A 24,648-nucleotide genomic window follows, 5' to 3' on the forward strand; every position below is an offset into this window, starting at 1 on the left:
CGGCGGACGAGCCGGTCGACAGTGAGCGCACGGCCGTGTTCCGGGCGGTGAAGCCCGGTTCCGCTTCCGTCGGGGGCGAGGCCGCTCCTGCTGCCTCGAAGTCCCCGAAGTCCGCTGCCGACGAGCCTGTCGACAGTGAGCGGACCGCTGTGTTCCGGGCCGTGAAGCCCGGTTCCGCTTCGGCTCCGGGTGGGGCGGCCGCCGACGCCGTGAAGCCGTCGTCCGGGACGAACCCGGGTGCGGCTCCCGCTGCCCCGAAGCCCGCGGCGGACGAGCCGGTCGACAGTGAGCGCACGGCCGTGTTCCGGGCGGTGAAGCCCGGTTCCGCTTCCGTCGGGGGCGAGGCCGCTCCTGCTGCCCCGAAGTCCCCGAAGCCCGCTGCCGACGACCCCGTCGACAGTGAGCGGACCGCTGTGTTCCGGGCGGTGAAGCCGGCCGAGCCTTCGGACAGTGAGCGCACCGCCGTCTTCCGCGCCGTGAAGCCGGGTTCCGGTACCGCCGGGGGCGAGGCCGCCCCCGCTGCCCCGAAGCCCGCCGCCGACGAGGCCGCCGACGAGGCCGCCGACAGCGAGCGGACCGCCGTGTTCCGCGCCCCGAAGCCGGCGGGCGCGGCGCCGAAGGACAGTACGTTCGTACCGCTGCGCACCGATGACTCCGGGCAGCGGCCGAAGCCGGCGGCCACGCCGACCGCCCCCAAGCCCGCGGCCCCGGCCCCCGCCGCCCCGGCACCCGCGCCCAAGCCCGCGTCCAAGCCCGCGGCCCCGGTCGCCCCCGGACCGGCGCCCAGCAGCGAGCGGACCATGCAGCAGCCGCTGCCGCCCAAGCCGCCGCTCGACCTGCTCGCGGACCTCACGAACAATCCGCCCCCGCCGCCGAGCCCGATGCGCACCGCCGTCCGGCGGTTCAAGATCTACGCGCCGATCGTGGTCCTGCTGGCGGTCATCCTCGCCGTCGTCCAGCTGGTGCGCCCGCTGCCCGAGCCGAAGCTCGTGATGACCGCGAAGTCGTCGTACACCTTCGCCGGCTCCAAGCCCGACCTGCCCTGGCCCAGCGAGGGCCAGGCCTACATGGCCGCCGCCGGCCTCGGCACGCTCGGCCAGTCCGGCGAGCAGAAGCCCGTGCCGATCGCGAGCGTCACCAAGTCGATGACGGCGTACATCATCCTGCGCGACCACCCGTTCAAGAAGGGTGAGAAGGGCGCGATGATCGACGTCGACAAGACCGCGGAGACCGAGGGGCAGAGGGACAAGTCCGACAACGAGTCCACCCTCAACACGGTCAAGGAGGGCGACAAGATCTCGGAGTACGACGCGATCGCCGCCCTCATGATCCCGTCGGCCAACAACATCGCGCGACTGCTCGCGCGCTGGGACTCCGGTTCCCAGGAGGCGTTCGTCAAGAAGATGAACGACACCGCCAAGGAACTCGGCATGACCAACACCACGTACACCGACCCCTCGGGTCTGGACGCGACCACGGTCAGCACCGCCGAGGACCAGGTGAAGCTGGGCCTGAAGATCGTCGAGATGGACGCCCTGCTCGACATCACCAGGAAGCCGAAGTGGATCGACCCCTCGGGCAAGGAGTGGCGGAACTGGAACGGCCTGGTCCCGGCCAATGACTCGCTCGGCATCAAGACCGGTACGACGACGAAGGCCGGCGGAAACCTCCTCTTCGCCGCGCAGAAGAAGATCGGCAACACCAACCAGCTGATCGTCGGAGCCGTCCTCGGCCAGCACAAGTCGCCGATCATCGACACCGTCATCGCCGCGAGCAAGCAGTTGATGCTCGCCACCCAGAAGGCCCTCGAAGGCGCGGTCGTCGTCAAGAAGGGCGAGGTCGTGGGCTACGTGGACGACGGCCTCGGCGGCCAGGCGCGGGTCGTGGCCACGGCCGACGTGCAGGCGATCGGCTGGGCCTCGGTCACCGTCAACCTGAAGCTCTCGGACGGCGCCGGCGCGATCCCGCAGACCGCGAAGGCCGGCACCGAGATGGGCGTGCTGACCGTGGGCGAGGGCGCCAGTCAGGTGAAGGTGCCGGTGGCGCTGCAGAACGACCTCGTCGCGCCGAGCATCGGGAGCAAGCTGACGCGCGTCGGCTAGGCCAACTCGACCTGGACACTGCGGCGGAGAACTGCGGAACCCGTTGGTACGAAGTACCAGGCCGGCTAGGATCGAGCATCAGCAGAGCCGGGGAGGGCTACGTGGATCCGCAGATCACCGAACTCGCCAGGGTCGCGGGGACGACCATGGTGACGCTCATGGCGACCCAAACCTGGGAAGTGGCACGGAACGGCTTGGTCTCGCTGTGGCAGCGTTTCCAGCCGGACCGCGCTGCTGCCGTTGGGGAGGACCTCGATGCGGCCCGCGAGGAACTACTCGTCGCTCGGGATCGGGGCGACGAGGCTTCCGAGGCCGAGCTTGCCGCCGAATGGCAGGTACGGGTGCGCCGACTGCTCGTCACGATGCCGGAGGTCGCTGTCGAGCTGCAGGGCATCTTGGATGAGCTGAGTCCAAGGCTTCCGGAAGCCTTGGCGCCCGCGATCACGATGCACGCCCAAGCATCCGGCAATGGCCGCGTGTACCAGTCCGGCCGCGACCAGCACATCTCCGAGTGATGACGGGCGGCGCAGGGTTCCACGGACAGGCAGCGGACCAGGGGCGGATCTTCCACGCCAGTGGCGACCAGCACATACAGGAGCACCACCACCATTACGCGGCCGAAGCCGATCCGCTTCAGCAGCGGCTGCTGTTACGCCCCACGGTGCCCGGCCAGCGCACCACGGCCCCGGACTCCGTCCGGGTCCCCCTGGTCGGTCGCGTTCCCGGCATCCTCCGGGACCGCGTGGAGCTGATGGACTCCCTGCGTGAGGCCGTCGCACCCGCCGGCCACGGCATCCACGTCATCCACGGCATGGGAGGCAACGGGAAAACGGCGGTCGCGTACACCCTGTTCACCCATGCCGTCCGGGAGCACGGGCGCGCGGGATTCTGGGTGAATGCCTCCGATCACCTCTCCCTGCGTGCGGGGATGCTTGCCGTCGCCGGCGATCGCGGCGCGAGAACCGGAGAACTGGCCGCCGCAGCCGCGGGCCAGTACGCCGCCGCCGACCTGACATGGCGATACCTCGACCAGTCCGAGGAGCCATGGCTGCTCGTCCTTGACAACGCCGACGACCCGGGAGTCCTGGCGGAGGGGGGCTGGCTCCGTGTGAGCGCACAGGGCACCGTCTTGGTCACAACCCGGCACGCCACCTCATCGCTATGGGTGGGCGACGGCATCACCCGGCACCACCTGGACGTGCTCCCGCTCGACGATGCGGCTCAGGTGCTGTGTGACCTGGCACCGGAAACGGGCACGAAGGAAGCGGCACGGAAGGTCGCCCAGCGCCTCGGCTGCCTGCCCCTCGCCCTCACCCTGGCCGGCTCACATCTGGCCCACCAACTTCTGGAGTCGTGGTCCATGGACGACTACGCACGCAAACTGACCCAAGAATCCACGGCTCTGGTCGACCAGGGAGCGAGGTACTCCGGGAGCGGAAACTCGCGCCATCTCGTCGGTCGCACCTGGCAGCTTTCTCTGGACGCGCTGACCGCGCAGGGCGTGCCCGAGGCCACGACGCTGCTGCGCCTGCTGTCGCTCTGGGCAGCCGATCCCGTGCCGCTGGCCATGCTGCTGCCGGTGGCACGCGGACAGGTGTCACTGGCAGAGCTGGAACCACCGGTCGCCGCCGAACAGCTCGAATCCGCCCTGCTCGGACTCCTGGACCACTCGCTCGCCGAGATGGTCCAGGTAGGGGGCCTGCGCTGCGTCCGCGCCCACGGTGTACTCCTCGACAGCGTCGCCGAGGGAATGCCGCACTCCGCACGGCCGGTGGTGGCTGAGCGTGCCGCGGAGCTGTTCCGAGCTGCCCTGCCCGACGAGGATGCCCCGCAGGCCGGATCGCGCGACACCCTCGCGCTCCTGGCCCCACACGCGGTCGCTCTGCTGCGGGCCACCCCCACGGAAGCCGCGGCCGAGCTGCTGGCCCAGGTCCTGCGCCGGCTCCACGAGGCGGGCGAGTGGGCCGGTTCGCTCGCGATGTCCCAGTCGGCCACCGAGCAGCTGGAGCGCTTCCTCGGGCCGGAACATCCGATCGTCCTCGACGTCCTTGAAGTTACGGCGCGGGCGTTGTTTCGCACGGGCCGGTACTCCGAGTCCGAGGTGCTGCACCGACAGGTCCTCGCCAGCCGCGAGCGCGTACTGGGGCTGGACGACCCGGACACCCTGCGCAGCTGTTTCGGACTGCACCAGCCGCTGGACCTCCTCGACCGGCACGAGGAATCGGAGCAGTACATTCGCCGCGCGATCGACGGGCAGAGCCGTGTGCTCGGCGAGGATTCTCCGGAGACGCTGCTGAGCCGCACCTTCCTCCTTGAGATCCTGTCCAAGTTGGGTAAGGAGGAGGAATACGACGCGGAGGGTCAAGCGGTCGTCGTCGACTGCGACCGGCTGCTGCCGCCGGACCATCTCACCACTCTGATGGCCCACCATCAGTACAGCAACGGACTTCAGATCCTGGGACGGTACGCGGAGGCCGAGCCCATGGCCCGCAGAGCCTGGGCCGACCGGGCTCGGGTCCAGGGACCCGAGCATCCGATGACCCTTTCCGCCCTGTACAACGTCATCCTGATCGTGCACGCGCTCGGTATGTCCGACGAGGCGATCTCCCTGATGCGGCAGCTGATCGAGGCACGGGAGCGCGCGCTCGGACCCGATCACCCCTTCAACGTCATGCACCGTGGAGAGCTCGCGGCCTGGCTCGCACCGGAAGAGCCCTGACCTCGGGAAGAAGATACGGTCAAACGGCAGCGCCCCGGGCAACCCCGGGGCGCCGGCGCGCGTCTTGGGACCCGGGGCGCGTCTGCGCGTGTGGACCGAGGTGTTGGGGAGTGCGGCAGTGACCACTGCTGAGCAGCAGGGCCGGCGTCAGGTCGCCGCCGCCGACGAGAGATCAGGGGTACCGGCGCTCCCCAGCCCTGGCGGTGCGGGCGGGAGTGTCGGTCTTCGCGTCGGCTGGGCCCGGCGGCGGCCGGTGGTCGTGGCCATCGTGGTCGCGGGGTTGTTGCACGTCGTCTGGTTCTTCAGCTTCGCCAACAGCGGCGGCGATCTGGCCGCGCAGGACGCGTGGGCCGAGTTCGTCGGCCGGCACCCCGATTCCGCGTACAACCTCGCCTGGTACGGGGGCATGCACCCCGTCTCGTACAGCGTGGTCTCGCCGTACCTCATGCACATGCTCGGTGTCCGGACCACGATGATGATCGCGGGCACCGTCTCGGCGGGCCTGCTCGCGCTGATCCTGACCCGCTGCCGGGATGCCGTGCGCGCGCCGCTGTGGCCCGCCCTGGCCGGGGTGTACGGGCTGCTGTGCAACGCCCTGTCGGGCCGTGTCACCTTCGGACTCGGCGTGATGTTCGCGCTCGGCGCGGTCGCCGCCGTCTTCTGCTGGCCGCGCAAGTGGTCGCGGCGTCGCTGGGCCAAGGCCGCGGTGGCCGCCCCGCTGGCCGGGCTCGCGACCGCGGCCAGTCCGGTCGCGGGGCTGTTCCTGGGGGTGATCGCGGCCGCCCTGTTCCTGAGCGGGCGGCGCCCGGGTGCGTACGCGCTGGGCCTGGCCCCGGTGGCCGTGGTCGGGCTGTCGTCGTGGCTGTTCCCCTTCTCGGGGACGCAGCCGATGAAGTTCGGCTCGGCGTGGCTGCCGTTCGTGTTCGCGCTGGCGATCCTCTTCCTCGTACCGAAGCGGTGGAAGACCGTCCGGATCGCCTCGGGCGTCTATGCCCTCGGGGTCTTCCTGACCTGGGCGATCGACTCCCAGGTGGGTTCCAACGTCACCCGGCTGGTGATGCTGTTCGGCGGGGCCGTGCTGCTCGCCGCCCTCCCGTACGAGCTCCCGCGCTCGCGGCGCTGGTACGCGCTGGTGCTGGCCTTCGTCGGGCTGAACGTCTGGATCACCACCAACAGCGTCATGGACATCGTCCGCACCACCCCGGTGGCCGCCTGGAACCGGGAGCTGGCCCCGCTCGTCGACCAGCTCAAGAAGGCGGGCGCCGAGCGCGGCCGGGTCGAGGTGGTCCCGGCCAGCAGCCACCGCGAATCCTCCGCCTTCCCCTCGTACGTGAACCTCGCGCGCGGCTGGAACCGGCAGGCCGACCTGGAGCGGAACCCGCTCTTCTACGACGACACCCTCGACGCCGACAGCTACCGGGCCTGGCTGGAGCGCTGGGCCGTGCACTACGTGGTGCTGCCCGCAGACAAACCCGATTCGGGCGGGGAGGCGGAGGCGAAGCTGGTGCGCGCGGGGCTGCCGTACCTCCAGCAGGTGTGGGGCGACGCGAACTGGCAGCTCTTCAAGGTCCACGAGCCGACCGACCTGGTGGCCGGGCCGGCGACCGTGGTGCGGGCGAGCGCGGACCGGCTGGTCATCGACGTGAAGGAGGCCGGGCGGGTGCTGGTGCGGATCCCGCACTCGCCGTGGCTGGGGCTGGTGGACAAGGCGGGCAAGCCGGTGCCGCCGCCGGAGGAGACCTTCGCGTCGCGGGCGCGGAGCGGGTCCGGGAGCTCGCTCCCGAAGGAGTACGCGAATACGGCCGGATGCCTCTTCAAGGCCGCCCCGGACGCGGCCGGGGACGTGTGGACGGAGCTGTTGGTCCCGGCACCGGGGGAGTACCAGGTGGCGGCGAAGTACCAGCTGCCGCGGGGGACGCCGTGCCCGGAGGAGCTGCTCCAGCAGACGCTGGGGACGCCGAAGCGGCCGGCTCCGCCGCGCCCCTGATCCGTAATTCTTTAACGTCGGTCCGGGTGCGTTCGTCCGCATATCTGCATACGATCCCAATAGTCCGATTGGGTGCTGTGCTTCCCGAGGGAGTTGACGACGGGATGACCAAAGAGCAGAAGCAGGATGTCCGGGCAGCCATCGCGAAGGCGCAGGCGCAGGACCGGGTGCCGCCGCGCACGCAGGGTCACGGCTTCGAGGGGCCGGTGCCGACCAAGGTGAAGGGCGGACTGCACACGAAGGCCGCGCTCAAGCGGGCCGGCACTCCGCAGGGCGACCGCATCGGTGAACGCAGTAGCGGCCTGAGCTGATTCGAGGTGGCGAAGCCCTTCCGGCATGCTGTCGGGAGGGCTTTCGTGCGTCTCTGACCAGGGACTTTGGTCCCGTCGGGGCCCTTGATGTCTTCGTGGGGGAGCATCCGGACAACCGTTACATTGCCGACGGATGACCAACACATGACCCTCGTAACGTCGTCGTTGTCGCCAGGGCAAACCACCCAAATCGGGCGACGTCGACCCGAGGGGAACCATCCATGCGCGCCACCTTCCGTACCGCCGCCGTCGCCGCCGGTGCCGTCACCGTTCTGGCCCTCCCGGCCGCACAGGCCTTCGCGGCCGACGCCCCGACCACCCCCTCCGCCCCTTCCGCCCAGCAGAAGAAGGAAGTCAAGCGCGAGCTCGTGGGCAGCCCCAAGTTCGACAAGGGCTGGTCCGGCAAGGTCTACGACCTGGTGGAGTACGTGAACGGCGTACGCACGTCGAACCTGGGCTTCGAGGCCGACATCGCGAAGGACGGCCAGGGCAAGGGCACGCTGAAGGGCCACGACGGCCAGGGCATGGCCAAGACGGTCACCCGGAAGATTGACGGGGTCACCTTCACCCTCACCTTCAACGGGGACCTGACCGCCAAGGGGCTGCAGGAGGGCGCGGGTCAGCAGGGCCGCACGTTCGTGAAGGAGTACAAGGACCTCGGCGGCTCCGGCTTCGACGCCCGCGTCTACAAGACCAAAGCCGGCTACGAGGCCGACATCCTCAACGGCAAGGCCGTCTGGCACACCATGAAGACGGACGGCAGGAAGACCGACCGCGCGCGGCACAACGGCGCCCACTTCACACTGAACCCGGACGGCGCCCTGAAGGGCTGGACCGAGGGCGCCGGCAAGAAGCCCACCACCGCCCCCGCCCCCGACACCTCGAAGATCACGCCGAAGGGTGCGGTCAAGGCCGGTGCGGAGGGTGTCGAGACCTCGAACGACGGCGCGGCGCTGATCGCGGGCAGCGCCGGCCTGGCCGCCGTGGGCGCGGCGGGACTCGGCTTCGCCCTCCTCCGCCGGGGCCGCACGGCAGGCTGACCGGCCCGCCCGCTGCCGCCTGCGGCGCCGCTTCCCGGGGCGCCGCCCCGGACCCCGCGCCTCAAACGCCGGCGAGGCTGGAATTGCCCTCCGGGCAACCAGCCCGGCACCCGTTCCACCTTCCAGCCCGGTCCGCCCCGGCGGACCGGGGTTCCGCGCCTGCCCGGAGTACGCCATGACCCGCACCCCCGATCCCGCCCGCCGGACCCGCCTCGCCGGGGTCGTCGCCCTCGCCCTCGCCGTCTCCGGCGGCCTCGCCGCCTGCGGCACCGGCAGTGTGGCGAAGCCGGCGCCCGACCCGAAGGTCGGCAGCACCGCCGCCCCCGCCCCCGCCTCCGCGGCCGCAGGCGCCTCCGCGCTCCCCCCGTCCAAGCCGACCGGAATGAAGATCGACGCGGCCGGTGTCGACACGAAGAAGATGGTCGACCTCAAGGTGGACGCCGCCACCGGCGAGCTCGGCGTGCCGAACGCCGACACCGACGCGAACAACCCCGGCTGGTGGTCCCAGGGCGTCACCCCGGGCGAGAAGGGCGTCTCCGTACTCGTCGCGCACTTCGACACGCGGCACGGCCCGGCCCTGATGAAGGACGTCAAGAAGATCAAGCTGGGGGACCTCGTCGAGGTGCCGCGCGAGGACGGGAAGACGGCCAAGTTCAAGATCCGCGAGATCGAGGACGTTAACAAGAAGGACTTCCCCACGGACAAGGTCTACGGCGACACCGACCGCCCCGAGCTGCGCCTGCTGACCTGCGGCGGCGAGATCAAGGACGGCCACCGCACCAACAACGTGATCTTCTACGCGGACCTCGTGGCCTGAGCAGGGCGCGGCCCGGGCCGCCCGCCGCCCGCCGCCGCGCGCGTATTACCGTGAACCGACCGGGAACGATCACGCCGCAGATCATCCGCAACCTGTCGGAGCCCAGCCGATGACCCCGCGCCCACGCCTGCCCGCCTGGACCTCGACCCTCACCTGGAAGGCCGCGCTCTTCATCACGCTCATGTGCTGCGGCCTCGCCGCGCTCCTGGGCGGTCTCGTGCACGGCGCCATGACCCACCAGACCGTCTCCACGGCCCGCGAGAAGGCCCTGGGCAAGCTGGATCGGATCATCAAGGAGTACGAGACCGGCGGGCGCATGGCGCGCGGCGAGGGCATCGACCCCGTGGGCCTGCCCGCCGACCTGCGGGCACTGGCCGTGAGCGGCAAGCGCGGTACGGCCGTCGGCGAACACCGGGGCCGGTCCGCGATGTGGGCCGCGGCGCCCGCCGACAACGACACGGCCATAGCAGTCTCCGTGGACTTCACCAGCAGCGAGCGCACCATCGCCGAACTGGACCGGGCCATCCTCGGCTCCTCGGGGCTGGCCATCGGCGGGACCCTCCTCATCGGCGCGTTCGGCGTCACCCGGATCACCCGGCGGCTGCACCAGACGGCGCAGGTGGCCCGCCGGATCAGCGCGGGCGACCTGGACGCGCGGGTCGAGGACCCCGGGCGCTCCCGCGACGAGGTGGCGGCCGTCTCCCGGGCCCTGGACACCATGGCCTCCTCCCTCCAGCGCAAGCTCGAAGCGGAACAGCGCTTCACCGCGGACGTGGCCCACGAGCTCCGCACCCCGCTGACCGGCCTGAACGCCGCCGCCGAGCTGCTGCCGCCGGGCCGTCCGGCCGAACTCGTCCGGGACCGGGTGCAGGCGATGCGCGCGCTGACCGAGGACCTGCTGGAGATATCCCGGCTGGACACGCGCAGCGAGCGCGTGGAGCTGGACTCGTACGACCTGGCCGAGCTCGCGGCGCGCACGATCCGCGCCTCCGGCACCGACACCGCCCTGGAGGTGATCGCCTCCCTCCACGTGGAGACGGACCGCCGCCGCCTGGACCGCATCCTGGGCAACCTGATTGCGAACGCCCACAAGCACGGCGCGGCCCCGGTCACGGTCACGGTGGACGGCCCCACCCTGACGGTGACCGACGCGGGCCCCGGCTACCCGCCGTACCTGCTGACCTGCGGTCCGCAGCGGTTCCGTACGGAGGGCATGAACAAGGGCCACGGCCTGGGCCTGACCATCGCCGAGGGCCAGACCCGCACCCTCGGCGCCACGCTCACCTTCCGCAATCGCGGGTCGGGCGGCGCCGAGGCGACCGTCACCCTCCCGACGCCCGCGCGCTGAACGGCACGCCACACGACGAGGACCCCCGGCCTGAACGGTCGGGGGTCCTCGTGATCGTGCCCTCGGCAGGATTCGAACCTGCGACACCGGCTTTAGGAGAGCCGTGCTCTATCCCCTGAGCTACGAAGGCGTGGTGGCAGCCCGTGAGGGCGTAGCCACCGCGGTCAGTGTAGCGGGTGGAGCATGATCCGTCGGCGGAGTTACGGGCGACCCGGCTCGGGCCGCCAGAGCCTTGGGGATCTTGGTTCGGATGGCGCGGTCGCCGGGCCGGGCGGGGCCGGCCGCGGCCGTACAGGCGTTCCGTTTTCACGCCAAATCCGCCGATACTTCCGGGCTCCACCCCACCGGGCCCGTCATTGGCCGGTTCCTCATCATCGCCATGGCCGAGAAGGAAGATGGCTGGAGTATTAACCAGGCGTGACATCGGGTGCTGACCGGGTCTCGTAGAAGTCTACGAAGAGCGGTTCTCAGCCAGGGGAGTTTTCATGTCTTCGACCGCTAGCTGACTTCCCTCGGTTGCCTGTCTACTCGTCACGAGTTGCAACGAAGCAGGGGATAGCGCATGCCGTGTCCGCGTCCCCACCACTTGTGGGGCGTTTGGTGTGATGGCGGATTGCCGGCCAGAACCCAGGCCCCTCCTGACATCCGGCCGTACGAAGGAGGAGTGCCTTGACCGAGACGTTATCGGTTCGGCGCGTTGAGATCGCCTGGCCTGATCTCTCCCCCTCCGCGTCGTATCGGCTTGATCGCTTCGGTGACCTCGACCGGGAGGACTTCCCGGGCGGGCGAGTCGGACAGTGCTTTACCTGAATTGCCTGGGCGCCCGGAACTCGGACCCGTTCCCGTGGAACCCCGGAGAACACCTGAGCCGGCAGATCCCCGCTGTGGCTTGACACCCCCACAAGAAGGGTGGAGCTCGGCGGTGTTTCCACGTCGGCCGCGCCTGGTCGTGCTGATCTCCTGCGGGTATCGCCTACCGCCCCGATCTCACGGCGACACCCGCACTACCACATGTGTTACCCAGGATGTGGCGTCCGTCACGGGCAGAGCATCCGGTAAGTCCCCCACCGTCTCCAAAACAAGGAGTGACCATGACCGCGCACACCCAGGAAACGAGCGTCCAGGACCTCGAGCGCGCCTGGCTGGACGAGGCCATCAGACTGGCCACCGACAGCGTGGCGAACGGCGGCGGTCCGTTCGGCGCACTGATCGCCAAGGATGGCGAGGTCGTCGCACTCGGGAACAACCAGGTCACCTCCAACCTGGACCCGACGGCGCACGGCGAGGTGACGGCGATCCGCAACGCGTGCCAGAAGCTGGGCACCTTCTCCCTCGAGGGCTGCGTCCTGGTCACCTCGTGCGAGCCGTGTCCGATGTGTCTTTCCTCCGCCCTGTGGGCGCGAGTGGACCGGATCATCTTCGCCGCCGACCGTGACGACGCCGCGGTGGCCGGATTCGACGACCGCAAGTTCTACGACCTGCTCGAGGTGAAGGCCTCCGCGAACTGGCCGATGGAGATCGAGCGGCTCGACCTGCCGAACCGCACGGCGCCGTTCGACGCGTGGGTGGCCAAGACCGACCGCATCGACTACTGAGCCCCGGTGCTCGCCAGGCAACGCCACCAGCTCGGAGGTGGTGGCGCTGCTTGGCGGTGCGTCGAGAACATGAAGTTCTTCCCCGCGGAGACGGCGTGCCCGTCTACCGCGGGTGCTCCATTGATCAGGCAGGGGACGTCGGTCAGGGCCGCCGGCCGCGGGGTGTCCTCATCCCGGGGCCCCGCGCGGCTCGGAGTCGCCGACCGCGACGGGCGGCCGCGCGCCGGCCGCGTACAGGGCCCGGGCAGGTCGGTCGCCACGGGCGTCAGGGGCGGATGACCCGGACCTGGTAGCTGCCGTTGCGCAGTTCACCCACCACCGAGACGCTGATGCCCGCCTTCTCGTCGGTGAAGGTCTCGCCCGGCCGGAACGGCGCGTCGGAGAGTTCCGCGTGCACATTGGGCCGCCGGGTGCAGCCGCCGCTCGCGTTCGCGCTGTCCGAGACCGTCACCGGGCCGTGCCCGGTGTCCACGTCGGAGTCCACCTTGTATATGAGGACGCCCGGTTTGCAGACGGCCTCGTCGTTCCCGGCCAGGGTGCGGACTTCGATCGCGTACCCGGAGCTCTCCGAGGTGGGGATGAAGGCCATCTTCGTACCGCCCTCCACCGCGAGCGGCGACAGGACGTGGTCGCTGGTGCCCGACTTCGCCGCGCAGCTGATCTGCGTGCTGTCCAGCCAGCCCAGCTTCCACTTGTGCCAGCCCAGCAGGTCGTTGTTGGCGCCCCAGTCCTCGCTCATGATGTCCCAGTGCCCGACCGTGCCGCCGCCGTCGGAGGTGTAGAGGTCGGGCAGTCCGAAGACGTGCCCGTTCTCGTGGGGGAGCACCCGGTAGCCGGTCTCCCGGTAGGTGCCGGAACCGTCGTCCTGCCGGCTGTAGACGAAGGACGTGTTGGCCAGCGGCACCCCGTCGGCGATCGGCGCCTCGCCGTTGCCCGAGAAGGTCACCGACAGGACGGTGTCCAGGGCGGAGGGCCCGGCGTTCGGCGTGACCAGGATGTTGATCAGGTCGTACCGGCTGAAGTCCACGTCGGGGTCGGCGGCCTTCGCGATGTGCTCGACGAGTTGGCGGTAGCCGGGTTCGTACGCGGACCCGCGCTCGATCCCGTACTGAGCGAAGGGCATCGGCATGCGCAGCCAGTTCCTTATCGGCGCCTCGGCCCGGTAGGTGAGCCGCCCGTAGGAGCTGATCCGGAACCAGTCGGACGTCTGCGGGAAGAACTCCGCGAGCCGGTCCGCGGCCGTGCCCTCGCCCTTGGCGTCGGGGAAGTCGATCATCAGGTTCAGTGCCCGGACCTCGCCGGTCGAGCGGGAGTATCCCGGCGGCGTCGGCAGCCCCTCGGACATCTGCACGCCCATCGTGCCCGCGATGCGGCACGGCGCGAGGGCCGATTCGGCGCTGGTGGCCACGGGCCCCGCCGCGGAGTGGCCACGGCTGGATATCCCGGCGCTCGCGGTCGCCGTGACGCCGAGGGCCAGCGCGGTGATGCCGATGTACGCGCTGGTGCGACGTGGTCTGCGTATCCGGTGGCGCGTCTGCGGCATGGAGATCGCCTTCGGGTCCGCGGCAGCCGGCCCTGCCCGGTCTGCGCTCTGTTCGATCACCCTCTGACGGCTCCGGCGCGGCCGCGCGCCGGACGAGGCCGAACGTGGAAAGGGGTGTGACCCGGCTCACACCTATGAGTGAAATAACCGGGGAGCTGTTCCCCGTTTGTACGTGAGTCCCGCGAAGTGGGGACCGGCTCCCCGTTTGGGGGAGGCCGTACGGATCGCAGTGCCAGGGAGGCCCCGGAATGAAGCGCGCCACCACCGCCGAGGCGGCCGTATCCGCCCCCGAGGCCCTCGTGGACCTGGCGCTCCCGGACCCGCCCGCACCCGCGCCCGCCCCCGCGCCGCGCGCGGTCCCTCGGCCGCGGGCCGACGCCGTCCGCAACCGCGAGCGCATCCTGACGGCCGCCCGCGAGGCGTTCGTCGAGTTCGGCTCCGGCGCCCCCTTCGACGAGGTCGCCCGCCGGGCGGGCGTCGGCAACGCCACGCTCTACCGGCACTTCCCCGACCGCCCCACCCTCGTCCACCATGTCGTGCTCTTCGTGATGGACCGGGTCACCGCTTCCGCCGCGGCCTCCCTCGCTGAGGAGCCCGACGCCTTCGCCGCCCTGTGCCGCTTCACGCACGCCGCCGCCGACGAGCGGATCGGCGCCCTGTGCCCGATGCTCGGCGACGGCTTCGACGGCGACCACCCCGAACTCCTCGACGCGCGCACCTCCTTGGAGGAGGCCGTCGAAACCCTGCTGACCGCCGGTCAGGAAGCGGGTCTGATCCGTACGGACATCGGCGTGGGCGACCTGATGGTGGCCCTGTCGCAGCTCAGCCGCCCCCTCCCCGGTACCGGGTGCCTCGAGATCGACCGGTTCACCCATCGTCATCTGCAGCTCTTCCTCGACGGGTTGAGGGCTCCGGCCCACTCCGTGCTGCCCGGTTCGGCGGCCACGTTGGAGGACCTGAGGCGGAAAACCATGTGACTCGTAAATCCGGCTTAACTATTGTTCTTCAGTTCATTCCAGTCATTCCGCACCGTGAAGTGGGTACCCCCATGTCAAAAACAGCCGCGACACCGCCGCAGGCTGCCGCCGACCCCAGTCGCTGGAAGGCGCTCGTCTTCATAGCCCTGGCCCAGCTGATGGTCGTCCTCGACGCGACCATCGTGAACATCGCCCTGCCCTCCGCCCAGACCGACCTCGGCATCTCGGACGGCAACCGCCAGTGGGTCATCACCGCGTACGCGCTGGCCTTCGGCGGTCTGCTCCTCTTCGGCGGCCGCATCGCCGACAAGTGGGGTCGTAAGAACGCCTTCATCGTCGGCCTCATCGGCTTCGCCCTGGCCTCCGCGCTCGGCGGCGCCGCCAACGGCGAGGCCATGATGCTGGGCGCCCGCGCCCTCCAGGGCGCCTTCGGCGCGCTGCTCGCGCCGGCCGCCCTCTCCCTGCTGGCGGTGATGTTCACCGACGCCAAGGAGCGGGCCAAGGCCTTCGGCATCTACGGTGCGATCGCGGGCGGCGGCGGCGCCGTCGGCCTGATCCTCGGCGGTTTCCTCACCGAGTACCTCAACTGGCGCTGGACCTTCTTCGTCAACATCCCGTTCGCGATCGTCGCGGCCGTGGGTGCCTGGATGGTCATCCGCGAGCCCGCCGGCGGCCGCAACCGTGCCCCGCTCGACATTCCCGGTGTGGTCCTGTCCACGCTCGGTCTGGTCGCGCTGGTCTACGGCTTCACCCGCGCCGAGTCCGCCGGCTGGTCGGACGGCGTGACCGTGGCCATGTTCGTCGCCTCGGCGGCGCTGCTGGCGTCGTTCGTCTTCGTCGAGTCCAAGGTGAAGTCCCCGCTGCTGCCGCTGCGCGTCCTGCTGGAGCGCAACCGCGGCGGTGTCTACCTCTCGCTCGGCCTCGCCGTCATCTCGATGTTCGGCCTGTTCCTCTTCCTCACCTACTACCTCCAGGTCGTGAAGGGCTACTCGCCCGTCATGACCGGCTTCGCCTTCCTGCCGATGATCGTCGGCATGATCACGGGCTCCACGCAGATCGGCGCCCGCCTGATGACCCGCGTCGCGCCGCGCCTGCTGATGGGCCCGGGCTTCCTGATTGCCGCCACCGGCATGCTGCTGCTGACGCAGCTGGAGGTCGGGTCCTCGTACCCGGCGCTGATCCTGCCGGCGCAGCTGCTGCTCGGCCTCGGCATGGGCACGGCGTTCATGCCGGCCATGTCCCTGGCCACGCACGGGGTGGACCCGGCCGACGCCGGTGTCGCCTCCGCCATGGTCAACACCTCTCAGCAGGTCGGCGGCGCCATCGGCACCGCGCTGCTGAACACCATCGCCGCCTCGGCGACCACCGCGTACCTGACCGACCACGCCGCGCAGGCGGCGGCGGGCGGCGCGGCGGGCAAGCTCGTCCAGGCGCAGGCCATGGTCGAGGGCTACTCCTCGGCGATCTGGTGGGCCGTCGGCATCCTGGTCGCGAGCGCGGCCATCGCGCTGACGCTGATCAACACGGGCCGTCCGGGCGCGGGCGGCGTGGTGGCCTCCGGTGAGGGGGCGGACTCCGAGGTCAAGGTCCCGGTGATCGCCCACTGACGGGGGCGGTACCCGCACGGGAATGACTGACCACCCCGCTTGGTTCAAATTTGAACCAAGCGGGGTTAGTCTTTTCGGGAGGCCCTGCACCCACGACGGAGGAGCCCCCCATGACCCCGGCCCCCGCATCCCCGACCGGCCACACCCCGCAGGGGAGCCGCATGCCGGCGCTGTACCTGAGCCACGGGGCGCCGCCGCTCGCCGACGACCCGATCTGGCCGGGCGAGCTGGCCGCCTGGTCCGCCGGTCTGCCCCGCCCCCGGGCGATCCTGATGGTCTCCGCCCACTGGGAGGAGGCGCCGCTCGCCCTCGGAGCGACCGAGACGATCCCGCTCGTCTACGACTTCTGGGGCTTCCCCGAGCACTACTACCGGGTCCGCTACGAGGCCCCGGGCGCCCCGGAGCTCGCCGCCGCGGTCCGCGGGCTCCTCCGGGCCCCCGGCACCCCGGTCCAGGACATACCGGACCGCGGCCTGGACCACGGCGCGTACGTCCCGCTGGTGGAGATGTTCCCGGCGGCCGACGTCCCGGTGCTCCAGATATCCATGCCCACCCTCGACCCGCGCCGCCTGATGGACATCGGCCGCAAGCTCGCACCGCTCCGCGACGAGGGCGTCCTGATCGTCGGCAGCGGCTTCTTCACGCACAACCTGGCCGCACTGCGGCACGCGGGCGTGCCCGCCTGGTCGGCGGAGTTCGACGCCTGGGGCCACGAGGCCCTCGTGTCGGGCGACCTGGACTCCCTGCTCGACTTCGAGGCCAAATCCCCCTCGGGCCGCCTGGCCCACCCCCGTACCGAACACTTCGCCCCGCTCTTCGTCACCCTCGGCGCGGCCGAAGCCTCGGGCGACCTCACCGCCCGCCGCGACCCGGTGACCGGCTTCTGGATGGGCCTGTCGAAGCGCTCCCTCCAGTTCGGCTGACCCGCGCGGCGCTCGGCCCGAAATGTGCGGCTTGCGGTGTATCGGTCCATTCGATCGCCAGTCCAGGCAACCAGAAGCCGGTGCGGGCCGTCTTCAGGGTGGGAGTGCAGCCATCGGCGGCGCTGTTCCGGGGCGAAACGACCGTGTCGCATGTGACGGCGGTCTCACGGGCGAGTGATCGGGCGCGCCCGTGAGCGGTGCCGGATCGGCCGCCGTTCCGGGCCTGACCTGCACCTCCTCGAAGTCCGGCAGCATCCGGTCCCCGTCGGCGGCGGGGCAGGATACTGCAAGATCTCGAAAAAGAGGGAGCGACGTGGGAATTCTGTCCCGATTCCAGTCGTTGTTTCCTTCGAAAGCGGGCACTCGGGAGAGTGTCCGAGGGCGCCCCACCGCACCACGGTGGCCGTCCGGCAGCCGCACCGCGACCGAACTCATCGCAAGGGAGCACGCATGGCAACCCGCGCCGTCGCCCGTCGTCAGTCCACGAGCAGCGCACGCGCTGTGGGCGGGGAGATCGCAGACCGCGACCTGGTCGGCATGTACCTGGACGAGATCGCGCGCACCCCGCTGCTCGACGCCGCCAAGGAAGTGGAGCTCTCGCAGATCATCGAGGCGGGCGTGTACGCCCAGCAGATCCTCGACGGCGAGGCAGACCGAGAGGGCAACGCCCCCGACGCTCCCGCACGCGAGGAGCTGGAAGCACTGGCCGCCGAGGGCGAGCGTGCCAAGGAAATCTTCATCCGTTCCAACCTGCGCCTCGTCGTGGCCGTCGCCCGCCGCTATCCGCGCAGCGGCCTGCCGCTCCTCGACCTCATCCAGGAGGGCAACGCCGGCCTGGTCCGCGCGGTCGAGAAGTTCGACTACGCCAAGGGCTTCAAGTTCTCCACGTACGCCACGTGGTGGATCCGCCAGGCGATCACGCGCTCCATCGCGGACCAGTCCCGCACCATCCGCCTCCCCGTCCACCTGGTCGAGGAACTCGGCCGGATCCGCCGCGTCCAGCGCGAGTTCAACCGCGAAAACGGCCGCGACCCGGAGCACGCCGAGATCGCCGCCGAGCTGGACACGACGGAGAAGCGCGTGGGCGACGTCCTGGACTGGGCGCGTGACCCGGTCAGCCTGAACATGTCGGTGGACGACCAGGGCGAGACGCAGTTCGGCGACCTCCTGGAGGACACCTCCGCGATCTCCCCCGAGCAGTCGGTGCTCTCCCTGCTGCGCAGCGAGGAGCTGGAGGACCTGCTCGGCAAGCTCGACCAGCGCACCGCGTCCATCATCAAGATGCGGTACGGAATCGAGGACGGCCGCGAGCGGACGCTGACGGAGGTCGGGAAGCAGCACGGCCTGACCCGGGAGCGGATCCGCCAGATCGAGAAGCACGCGCTGCTGGAACTGAAGCGGATGGCCCGCGACACGGGCTTCGACGCCGTGGCCTAGCGCGGCCGGCCCACCCGAGACGAGCCCCGGTACCTATCCCCCCCAGGCGCCGGGGCTCCCGCATACGCTGCGGCTCCGCTGCCGGGGCTCCGCCCCGGACCCCGCGCCTCAAACGCTGGCGCGGGTCGGATTTGGCTGATGCCGTCCCCCTGGCGAGGCTGGGTTGCCCGAAGGGCAATTCCAGCCTCGCCGGCGTTTGAGGCGCGGGGGTTCGGGGGCGGAGCCCCCGACAACGGCGCCGCACCAGTGGCTCGGGCGGAGCCAGGGGCCTCACCCTGCCGCGCCCCCTGCAAGGGAAAGCCGCGCGGCCAACGCACCGGCCGCCGCCCGCAGCGCCGCCGGCTCCCGCACAGCAAACGGCACGCCCACCAGCGCCAGCCGCGCCGCCAGCCACTCCGGCGCGTCCCCGCTCTCGAAGCGGACCACCGTCTCCGGCCCCCCGCCAGGGAGGGCAACGGCCCGGAGCCACGGCGGCAGCTGCTCCGCGCCCGCCGCGAAGGCGGCCTCCACCGCGTACGTCTCCCCGCCCCGCAGGCCCCGCCGGACGAACTCCTCCGCGTCCATCGGCAGCGGCCGCGCCGCGAACCGCGCACCCGTCGCGAACGGCTCCCGCACCCGGTCCACCCGGAAGGTACGCCAGTCCTCGCGCTCCAGGTCGTACGCCACCAGGTACCACCGGCTCCCCGTGCTCACGAGCCGGTACGGCTCCACCAGCCGCCGCGACTCCGCCCCGTCCGCCGCCCGGTACGCGAACCGCAGCCGCTCCGGCCCCGCCACCGCCGCCGCCATCGTGGTCAGCGTCCGCGGGTCCACGCTCGCCCCGTCTCCCCGCGTCAGCGCGGTCGTCGCGGACTGCAGCGCGCCCACCCGGTGCCGCAGCCGCGACGGCAGCACCTGCTCCAGCTTCGCCAGGGCGCGTACGGAGGCCTCCTCGATCCCGTCGATCGCGTGCCCGGCCCCCGCCCGCAGCCCCACCGCGATCGCCACGGCCTCCTCGTCGTCGAGGAGCAATGGCGGCATCGCGGCCCCCGCCACCAGCCGGTACCCGCCGTCCACGCCCAGCGTGGCCTCCACCGGGTAGCCCAGCTCCCGCAGCCGGTCGATGTCCCGCCGGATGGTCCGGGCGCTCACACCGAGCCGCTGCGCCAGTTCGCTCCCGGGCCATTCGCGCGGGGTCTGGAGGAGGGACAGCAGGGACAGCAGCCGTGCCGGAGTATCGGTCATGCGATCCAGATTGCCGGCGAAAGCGGACACAATCCGACCTAGATCCCGTCTAGGTTTCTCTCCATGAGCACCGAGACGTCCAAGACATCGCCCGAGAGATCGAACGGGCCCGCACAAGAAGAGCGGAACGAGACAACGGCCCCCGCAACCACGAACGGCTCGTCCGTAGACCGCCGCCGCTGGCTGGCGCTCGCCATCGTGATGACCGCGACCTTCATGGACCTGGTCGACGTCACGATCGTCAACATAGCCATCCCCAGCATGCGCCAGCACCTCGGCGCCTCCACCAGCGCGATCCAGTGGATCACCGCCGGCTACGCCCTCGCCTTCGCCGCCGGCCTGATCACCGGCGGCCGTCTCGGTGACATCTACGGCCGCAAGCGCGTCTTCCTCATCGGCATCACCGGCTTCACCGTCGCCTCGCTGCTCTGCGGAATCGCCGCCAACCCGGGCATGCTCGTCGCCTCCCGCATCTTCCAGGGCGGCATGGCGGCCATGATGGTCCCGCAGGTCCTGGCGATCATCCACGTCACCTTCCCGCCGCACGAGCGCGGCAAGGTCTTCGGCATGTTCGGCGCGATCGTGGGCCTCGGCGCCGTCTCGGGCCCGATGCTCGGCGCACTGCTCAGCGACGGGAACTTCTTCGGTCTCGAATGGCGCCCGATCTTCCTGATCAACCTGCCGGTCGGCATCGCGGCCGTGATCCTGGGCCGTGTGTTCATCAGCGAGTCCAAGGCACCCAAGGCCCTGCGCCTCGACCTCGTCGGTGTCGTCCTCGCGACCTCCGCCCTGGTCATGCTGATCTACCCGCTCACCCAGGGCCGTGAGAACGACTGGCCGCTGTGGGGCTTCGTCTGCATGATCGCGTCGCCGCTGGTCTTCGCCGCGTTCGTCGCGTACGAGAAGTACAAGATCAAGAAGGATGGCTCCCCGCTCGTCGAGCTCTCCCTCTTCAAGGTCAAGAGCTTCGCCGGCGGTATCGTCGTCCAGCTCACCTTCGGCCTCGCGACCGGCATCTTCTTCCTGGTCTGGACGCTGTACATGCAGATGGGCCTCGGTTGGAGCGCCCTGCGCGCAGGCGCCACCGGCATCCCCTTCTCCCTCGCCGTCTCGGCCGCCGCGGGCATTTCGGTCGGCAAGCTGGTGCCGCGCTTCGGCCGCAAGGTGCTCCAGGCCGGTGCGCTGATCATGGCCGCGGGTCTGCTCCTCTACATCTGGGAGTCCGAGCACTACGGCATGGAGATCGCCGCCTGGCAGATGGCGGCCCCGCTGGTCCTCATGGGCATCGGCATGGGCCTGATCGTGGCTCCGCTCAACGACACGACGCTGTCCGAGGTGCCGCGCGAGCACGCCGGCTCCGCCTCCGGCCTGATCAACACCACCGGCCAGATGGGCAACGCCCTGGGCCTCGCCCTGACCTCCGTCGTCTTCTTCGGGATGATCGAGGACGACATGGTCTTCGGCCCGCCGTACGTCGAGGCCTTCCGCGGCGCGCTGTGGTGGGTCGCGGCCGTCCTGCTCGTGATCTTCGCGGTGATGTTCATGCTGCCGCGCAAGCCGATCCCGATGGAGCAGCGCGAGGGCGGCTCGGAGTACGCCGGCCCCACCGGGTCGCCCGAGCCCGCCGCGCCTGCCGCAGAGAAGGTCCCGGCCCCCTAGGGTCCTTCGCGCTCGGTGCACGGACATGCCCCCGTTCTTGTCGGCGGGCATGTCCGTTTCCTTTTGTTCACGCCCGAAACCAGGCGTACCGTAGGGAAAGCCACAGAATCGGGCATCGAACGGATGTAAACCCACATGTACGCACCGGAGCGCCGGCAGGAGATCCTCCGCCTCGCCCGCGAGGCGGGCCGGGTCGACGTGCTCTCCCTCGCCGACCGGTTCCAGGTCACCGCCGAGACCGTACGCCGCGACCTCACGGCCCTCGACCGGGCCGGCCTGGTCCGGCGCGTGCACGGTGGGGCCATCCCGGCCGGCCGTCTCGACTTCGAGCCGGACCTCGCCGAGCGTGAGGCGACCGCCGCGGACGAGAAGGACCGCATCGCCGCCGCCGCCCTGGCCGAACTCCCCGACGGCGGCAGCGTCGTCCTCGACGCGGGAAGCACCGTCGCCCGCCTCGCGGCCGCCATCCCGGTCGAGACGGCCCTCACGGTGGTCACCCACGCCCTGCCCGTCGCCGCCCGGCTCGCCGATCACGCCGGCATCGACCTGCACCTCGTCGGCGGCCGCGTACGCCACCGCACCCGCGCCGCCGTCGACGCGTGGGCGCTGCGCGCGTACGCCGAGATCCGCGCCGACGTCCTCTTCCTCGCGACGAACGGCTTCACGGCCGAGGGCGGCCTGACCACCCCCGACCTCGCCGAGGCCGCCGTCAAGCGCGCCGCGATGGCCGCCGCCCGCCGCGTCGTCCTCCTCGCGGACTCCTCGAAGGCCGGACAGGAGCACTTCGCGCGCTTCGGCTCCTTCGCGGACGTAGACCTGCTCATCACGGACACGGGGCTCGACCCCGCCCACGAGGCGGCGATCGAGGCCGCCGGTACGGAAGTCGTGCTCGCATGATCCTCACCGTCACGCCCAACCCGTCCCTCGATTGGACGTACGAGGTCCCCTCGCTCGGCCGCGGCGACGTACTGCGCGCCACCGGCGACCGGGTCGACCCCGGGGGCAAGGGCGTCAACGTCTCCCGCGCGGTGGCCGCCGCGGGCGTCCGTACGACGGCGGTCCTCCCGCTCGGCGGCGCCCCAGGCACCCGGCTCGCCGAACTCCTGGGCGCCCAGGGCGTGGACGTCACGGTGGTCTCCATCGCCGGCCAGACCCGCTCGAACATCTCCCTCGTCGAACCGGACGGCACCCTCACCAAGATCAACGCGTCCGGCCCGGAGCTCTCCCCGACGGAATCCGCCCTCCTCCTGGAGACGGTCCGCGGCTGCTCCGGCGGCGCCTCCTGGATCGCCTGCTGCGGCAGCCTTCCGCGCGGCCTCGCCCCCCGGTGGTACGCCGACCTGGTCGCCCGAGCCCACGAGGCGGGCGCCCGCATCGCCCTGGACACCTCGGGCCCGGCCCTGCTCGCGGTGCTCCCGGCCCGGCCGGACGTCATCAAGCCGAACGCCTCCGAACTGGCAGCCGCGGTGGGCCGCCCGCTGTCCACCCTGGGCGACGTGGCCGTGGCGGCACGGGAGCTCCGGGCCCGGGGCGCGGGAGCGGTCCTCGCCTCTCTGGGCGCCGACGGCCAGCTGCTGGTCGCAGAGGAGGACACGTACTACGGCACCGCTCGGGTCCCCGCGGACCGGGTCCGCAGCAACGTCGGCGCGGGCGACGCCTCCCTGGCCGGCTTCCTCGTCGCCGGAGGCACCGGCCCGGCAGCCCTCGCCTCGGCCCTGGCCCACGGCGCGGCCGCGGTCCGACTCCCCGGCAGCGCCATGCCGACCCCCGCAGACCTGAACCGCGACGCGGTCCGTGTCACCCGGGACCTGCCCCTGGACCTCCCCCTGTCCGAACCGGCCACGCTCTGACGGTCAGGATGTGGGCATGGTGTTCACGTAGTTGATGCCGTTGGCGTAGAAACCGTCCACGGCCTTCTGCACGTCCGCCGGGGAGACGGCCTTGTCTGCCTGGAAGTAGGCCCAGTTGACCCGCATGTCCCAGGTGCGCGCACCCTTCAGGGGAAGGTCGATGAACCAGTTGCTGAAGTGGATGCCCATGGGCTCACGCGGGAAGTACTTCTTGTCGCTGGTGAAGATCACCCGCCCGTCCAGGTTGTAGGTGACCTTGTTGTCCATGGCGGTGATCACCACGGTGTGCCAGCCCTGGACGCTCTGCTTGTGCGCCTTGGTGACCCGGTCCCCCTTCTTGGCGTCGAGCCAGCTCGTCGTGTCGAGCCGGGGGCCCGGCGCACCCCATCCACCGTTCGGCGTGTACTCGAAGTCGAGTTCGCTGTACTGGGGCGAGGATTCCGCGGGCGAGATCGCGAAGAACGTCTCGACGACGTGGTCGCCGTTCGGGCCGCTCACGGGCTTGTCGGTGAGGTAGACCCGGGCGGCGAGCGTTCCTGTGAAGTACTGGGGCTTGGTGCTCTGCAGCTCGGCCTGCCTGGTGCCCTCCTTGGTGCCGTCGGTGCTCGACTGGAGCAGCATCGACTGGCCACCCTGGGCGGTGGCCTCGGCCGGGAAGCTGACGTTCGGGGCCGACCAGGTGTCCGCGATGCCCGGGCCGCCCTCGCCGCTGCGGACCTTCCAGCCGTTGTTGACGAGCGCCGGGTCGTCGTGCCCGCTGTAGCGGAACGAGTCGAACATGACCCCGGCCGGCGGCGCGGCCGCCGCCGATGCGGGTGCCTCCTGACCCGGGGCGGGGGCGGCGCCGGCCGGCTCCTCGCCCCAGGCGAGCGTGCCACCGACGTACGCGGTCACCTGCTTCGACCAGGTGAACTTGGTGGTCTTGGCCTTGAAGGAGCGGTCGTTCGCCTGGTTCAGCTCCTTGTGGTCGAGCCGGAAGAGTTGGAGCGCGATCCCCTTGCTGCTCTTTCCGGGCTCCAGGCTGCCGGCCCCGGCCGCGAAGCCGATCTGGACGTAGTGGCTCGTGGTGGAATCCGGAGCGGCCACACCGGCGATCCTCGTGGTGAGGTTGGTGCAGCCGATGTCCGACCGCACGCAATTGGACCCGTAAGCGGAAGCGTCATCCGCGCTGAAGTAGTACCGCAGAGTCACCTTGTCGAGGGCCACGGTCTCCTTGGAATTGTTCACAACTTCCAGCCACGGCTTGGCAACTGCGCCCGTGGCAGGACCCTCGGTCTTATAGCGGACCGCGAGTCCCGTGGGCGCGGATTCCGTAGAGCGGAATTTGGGATAGAGCGCCACGGCACCGGCGCCTGCAATGAGCACGACAAGAAGAACCGTCAGTTTCAGTGCAGTCCCTCCGCGACGTCGAGAGTTGCGGCGGGCACGGCTCACGGAAGCTCCTTATTGGGGCGCGGAAACGGGAGGGAATGAATCCGCTTCACCTCGGATCCCTGGGTGAGCGCATTC

General features: G+C 70.8%; 19 protein-coding genes and 1 tRNA gene. 16 read left to right on the forward strand and 4 right to left on the reverse strand.

Features of this window, described 5'->3' with window-relative positions:
• The 8 genes from ACFV9H_RS21695 to ACFV9H_RS21730 all read left to right on the forward strand — a co-directional run.
• On the forward strand, positions 1-2,102 hold a 2,102-nt coding region (locus tag ACFV9H_RS21695), incomplete at its 5' end, for a hypothetical protein (RefSeq protein WP_385400603.1).
• Between the two features lie 101 nt (positions 2,103-2,203).
• Positions 2,204-2,617, forward strand: coding sequence for a hypothetical protein (locus ACFV9H_RS21700; protein ID WP_385400606.1), 414 nt, complete (start codon positions 2,204-2,206; stop codon positions 2,615-2,617).
• Positions 2,617-4,821, forward strand: a complete 2,205-nt coding sequence (locus ACFV9H_RS21705; RefSeq protein ID WP_385400608.1) for a tetratricopeptide repeat protein — start codon at positions 2,617-2,619, stop codon at positions 4,819-4,821. The genes ACFV9H_RS21700 and ACFV9H_RS21705 overlap by 1 nt, the downstream gene beginning before the upstream one ends.
• Before the next feature lie 118 nt (positions 4,822-4,939).
• A complete protein-coding gene (locus ACFV9H_RS21710; protein ID WP_385400610.1) occupies positions 4,940-6,808 on the forward strand; it encodes an MFS transporter in 1,869 nt (622 codons plus the stop codon).
• A 104-nt stretch (positions 6,809-6,912) separates the two neighbouring features.
• Complete coding sequence (locus tag ACFV9H_RS21715; protein ID WP_385400612.1) at positions 6,913-7,119, forward strand: hypothetical protein; 207 nt, start codon at positions 6,913-6,915, stop codon at positions 7,117-7,119.
• A gap of 221 nt (positions 7,120-7,340) precedes the next feature.
• Positions 7,341-8,159 carry a hypothetical protein gene (locus ACFV9H_RS21720; RefSeq protein WP_385400614.1) on the forward strand — a complete coding sequence of 273 codons (819 nt, stop codon included), beginning with the start codon at positions 7,341-7,343 and terminating at the stop codon, positions 8,157-8,159.
• 175 nt (positions 8,160-8,334) lie between these two features.
• Positions 8,335-8,976 carry a sortase domain-bontaining protein gene (locus tag ACFV9H_RS21725; RefSeq protein WP_385400617.1) on the forward strand — a complete coding sequence of 214 codons (642 nt, stop codon included), beginning with the start codon at positions 8,335-8,337 and terminating at the stop codon, positions 8,974-8,976.
• A gap of 109 nt (positions 8,977-9,085) precedes the next feature.
• Entirely contained in the window at positions 9,086-10,324 is a 1,239-nt protein-coding gene (locus ACFV9H_RS21730; protein WP_385400620.1) for an ATP-binding protein, read from the forward strand.
• 57 nt (positions 10,325-10,381) lie between these two features.
• Here the strand turns inward: ACFV9H_RS21730 and ACFV9H_RS21735 are convergent.
• Positions 10,382-10,454: transfer RNA gene (locus ACFV9H_RS21735), tRNA-Arg, on the reverse strand.
• A gap of 961 nt (positions 10,455-11,415) precedes the next feature.
• On the opposite strand from ACFV9H_RS21735, the gene ACFV9H_RS21740 reads away from it, so the two are divergent.
• On the forward strand, positions 11,416-11,919 hold the full coding sequence (locus tag ACFV9H_RS21740) for a nucleoside deaminase (protein WP_385400623.1): 504 nt from the start codon (positions 11,416-11,418) through the stop codon (positions 11,917-11,919).
• Positions 11,920-12,184: 265 nt separating this feature from the next.
• Here the strand turns inward: ACFV9H_RS21740 and ACFV9H_RS21745 are convergent, their stop codons facing one another.
• Positions 12,185-13,462: a M6 family metalloprotease domain-containing protein gene (locus ACFV9H_RS21745; RefSeq protein ID WP_385400625.1), complete on the reverse strand. Its 1,278-nt coding sequence runs from the start codon at positions 13,460-13,462 to the stop codon at positions 12,185-12,187.
• 248 nt (positions 13,463-13,710) lie between these two features.
• On the opposite strand from ACFV9H_RS21745, the gene ACFV9H_RS21750 reads away from it, so the two are divergent.
• From ACFV9H_RS21750 to ACFV9H_RS21765, 4 genes are all read left to right on the forward strand, one after another.
• Entirely contained in the window at positions 13,711-14,439 is a 729-nt protein-coding gene (locus ACFV9H_RS21750) for a TetR/AcrR family transcriptional regulator (protein ID WP_385400627.1), read from the forward strand.
• A 71-nt stretch (positions 14,440-14,510) separates the two neighbouring features.
• Positions 14,511-16,046 (forward strand): MFS transporter, encoded by a 1,536-nt coding sequence (locus ACFV9H_RS21755; protein WP_385400630.1) that lies wholly within the window; start codon positions 14,511-14,513, stop codon positions 16,044-16,046.
• Positions 16,047-16,156: 110 nt separating this feature from the next.
• Positions 16,157-16,969 carry a dioxygenase gene (locus ACFV9H_RS21760; protein ID WP_385400633.1) on the forward strand — a complete coding sequence of 271 codons (813 nt, stop codon included), beginning with the start codon at positions 16,157-16,159 and terminating at the stop codon, positions 16,967-16,969.
• Positions 16,970-17,419: 450 nt separating this feature from the next.
• Complete coding sequence (locus tag ACFV9H_RS21765) at positions 17,420-18,406, forward strand: RNA polymerase sigma factor RpoD/SigA (protein WP_385400635.1); 987 nt, start codon at positions 17,420-17,422, stop codon at positions 18,404-18,406.
• Between the two features lie 270 nt (positions 18,407-18,676).
• Here the strand turns inward: ACFV9H_RS21765 and ACFV9H_RS21770 are convergent, their stop codons facing one another.
• Entirely contained in the window at positions 18,677-19,630 is a 954-nt protein-coding gene (locus ACFV9H_RS21770) for a helix-turn-helix transcriptional regulator (RefSeq protein WP_385400638.1), read from the reverse strand.
• Positions 19,631-19,693: 63 nt separating this feature from the next.
• On the opposite strand from ACFV9H_RS21770, the gene ACFV9H_RS21775 reads away from it, so the two are divergent.
• The 3 genes from ACFV9H_RS21775 (at position 19,694) to pfkB (ending at position 23,139) form a co-directional block, all read left to right on the forward strand.
• Positions 19,694-21,289, forward strand: a complete 1,596-nt coding sequence (locus tag ACFV9H_RS21775; protein ID WP_385400641.1) for an MFS transporter — start codon at positions 19,694-19,696, stop codon at positions 21,287-21,289.
• A gap of 135 nt (positions 21,290-21,424) precedes the next feature.
• Entirely contained in the window at positions 21,425-22,186 is a 762-nt protein-coding gene (locus tag ACFV9H_RS21780; protein ID WP_385400643.1) for a DeoR/GlpR family DNA-binding transcription regulator, read from the forward strand.
• The gene (gene pfkB / locus ACFV9H_RS21785; protein WP_385400646.1) at positions 22,183-23,139 is read left to right on the forward strand and encodes a 1-phosphofructokinase; all 957 of its coding nucleotides are present in this window, start codon (positions 22,183-22,185) and stop codon (positions 23,137-23,139) included. The genes ACFV9H_RS21780 and pfkB overlap by 4 nt, the downstream gene beginning before the upstream one ends.
• A 3-nt stretch (positions 23,140-23,142) precedes the next feature.
• On the opposite strand, the gene ACFV9H_RS21790 is transcribed toward pfkB, so the two are convergent.
• Entirely contained in the window at positions 23,143-24,573 is a 1,431-nt protein-coding gene (locus tag ACFV9H_RS21790; protein WP_385400648.1) for a cellulose binding domain-containing protein, read from the reverse strand.
• Positions 24,574-24,648 lie beyond the last annotated feature (75 nt).

This window comes from Streptomyces sp. NPDC059874 (assembly GCF_042731135.1).
Classification (GTDB): domain Bacteria; phylum Actinomycetota; class Actinomycetes; order Streptomycetales; family Streptomycetaceae; genus Streptomyces.

Coding starts and splice junctions, on each gene's coding strand:
- ACFV9H_RS21705 (WP_385400608.1), top strand. CDS start 2,617: ATGACGGGCGGCGCAGGGTTCCACGGACAGGCAGCGGACCAGGGGCGG.
- ACFV9H_RS21715 (WP_385400612.1), top strand. CDS start 6,913: ATGACCAAAGAGCAGAAGCAGGATGTCCGGGCAGCCATCGCGAAGGCG.
- ACFV9H_RS21720 (WP_385400614.1), top strand. CDS start 7,341: ATGCGCGCCACCTTCCGTACCGCCGCCGTCGCCGCCGGTGCCGTCACC.
- ACFV9H_RS21725 (WP_385400617.1), top strand. CDS start 8,335: ATGACCCGCACCCCCGATCCCGCCCGCCGGACCCGCCTCGCCGGGGTC.
- ACFV9H_RS21730 (WP_385400620.1), top strand. CDS start 9,086: ATGACCCCGCGCCCACGCCTGCCCGCCTGGACCTCGACCCTCACCTGG.
- ACFV9H_RS21740 (WP_385400623.1), top strand. CDS start 11,416: ATGACCGCGCACACCCAGGAAACGAGCGTCCAGGACCTCGAGCGCGCC.
- ACFV9H_RS21745 (WP_385400625.1), bottom strand. CDS start 13,462: ATGCCGCAGACGCGCCACCGGATACGCAGACCACGTCGCACCAGCGCG.
- ACFV9H_RS21750 (WP_385400627.1), top strand. CDS start 13,711: ATGAAGCGCGCCACCACCGCCGAGGCGGCCGTATCCGCCCCCGAGGCC.
- ACFV9H_RS21755 (WP_385400630.1), top strand. CDS start 14,511: ATGTCAAAAACAGCCGCGACACCGCCGCAGGCTGCCGCCGACCCCAGT.
- ACFV9H_RS21760 (WP_385400633.1), top strand. CDS start 16,157: ATGACCCCGGCCCCCGCATCCCCGACCGGCCACACCCCGCAGGGGAGC.
- ACFV9H_RS21765 (WP_385400635.1), top strand. CDS start 17,420: ATGGCAACCCGCGCCGTCGCCCGTCGTCAGTCCACGAGCAGCGCACGC.
- ACFV9H_RS21770 (WP_385400638.1), bottom strand. CDS start 19,630: ATGACCGATACTCCGGCACGGCTGCTGTCCCTGCTGTCCCTCCTCCAG.
- ACFV9H_RS21775 (WP_385400641.1), top strand. CDS start 19,694: ATGAGCACCGAGACGTCCAAGACATCGCCCGAGAGATCGAACGGGCCC.
- ACFV9H_RS21780 (WP_385400643.1), top strand. CDS start 21,425: ATGTACGCACCGGAGCGCCGGCAGGAGATCCTCCGCCTCGCCCGCGAG.
- pfkB (WP_385400646.1), top strand. CDS start 22,183: ATGATCCTCACCGTCACGCCCAACCCGTCCCTCGATTGGACGTACGAG.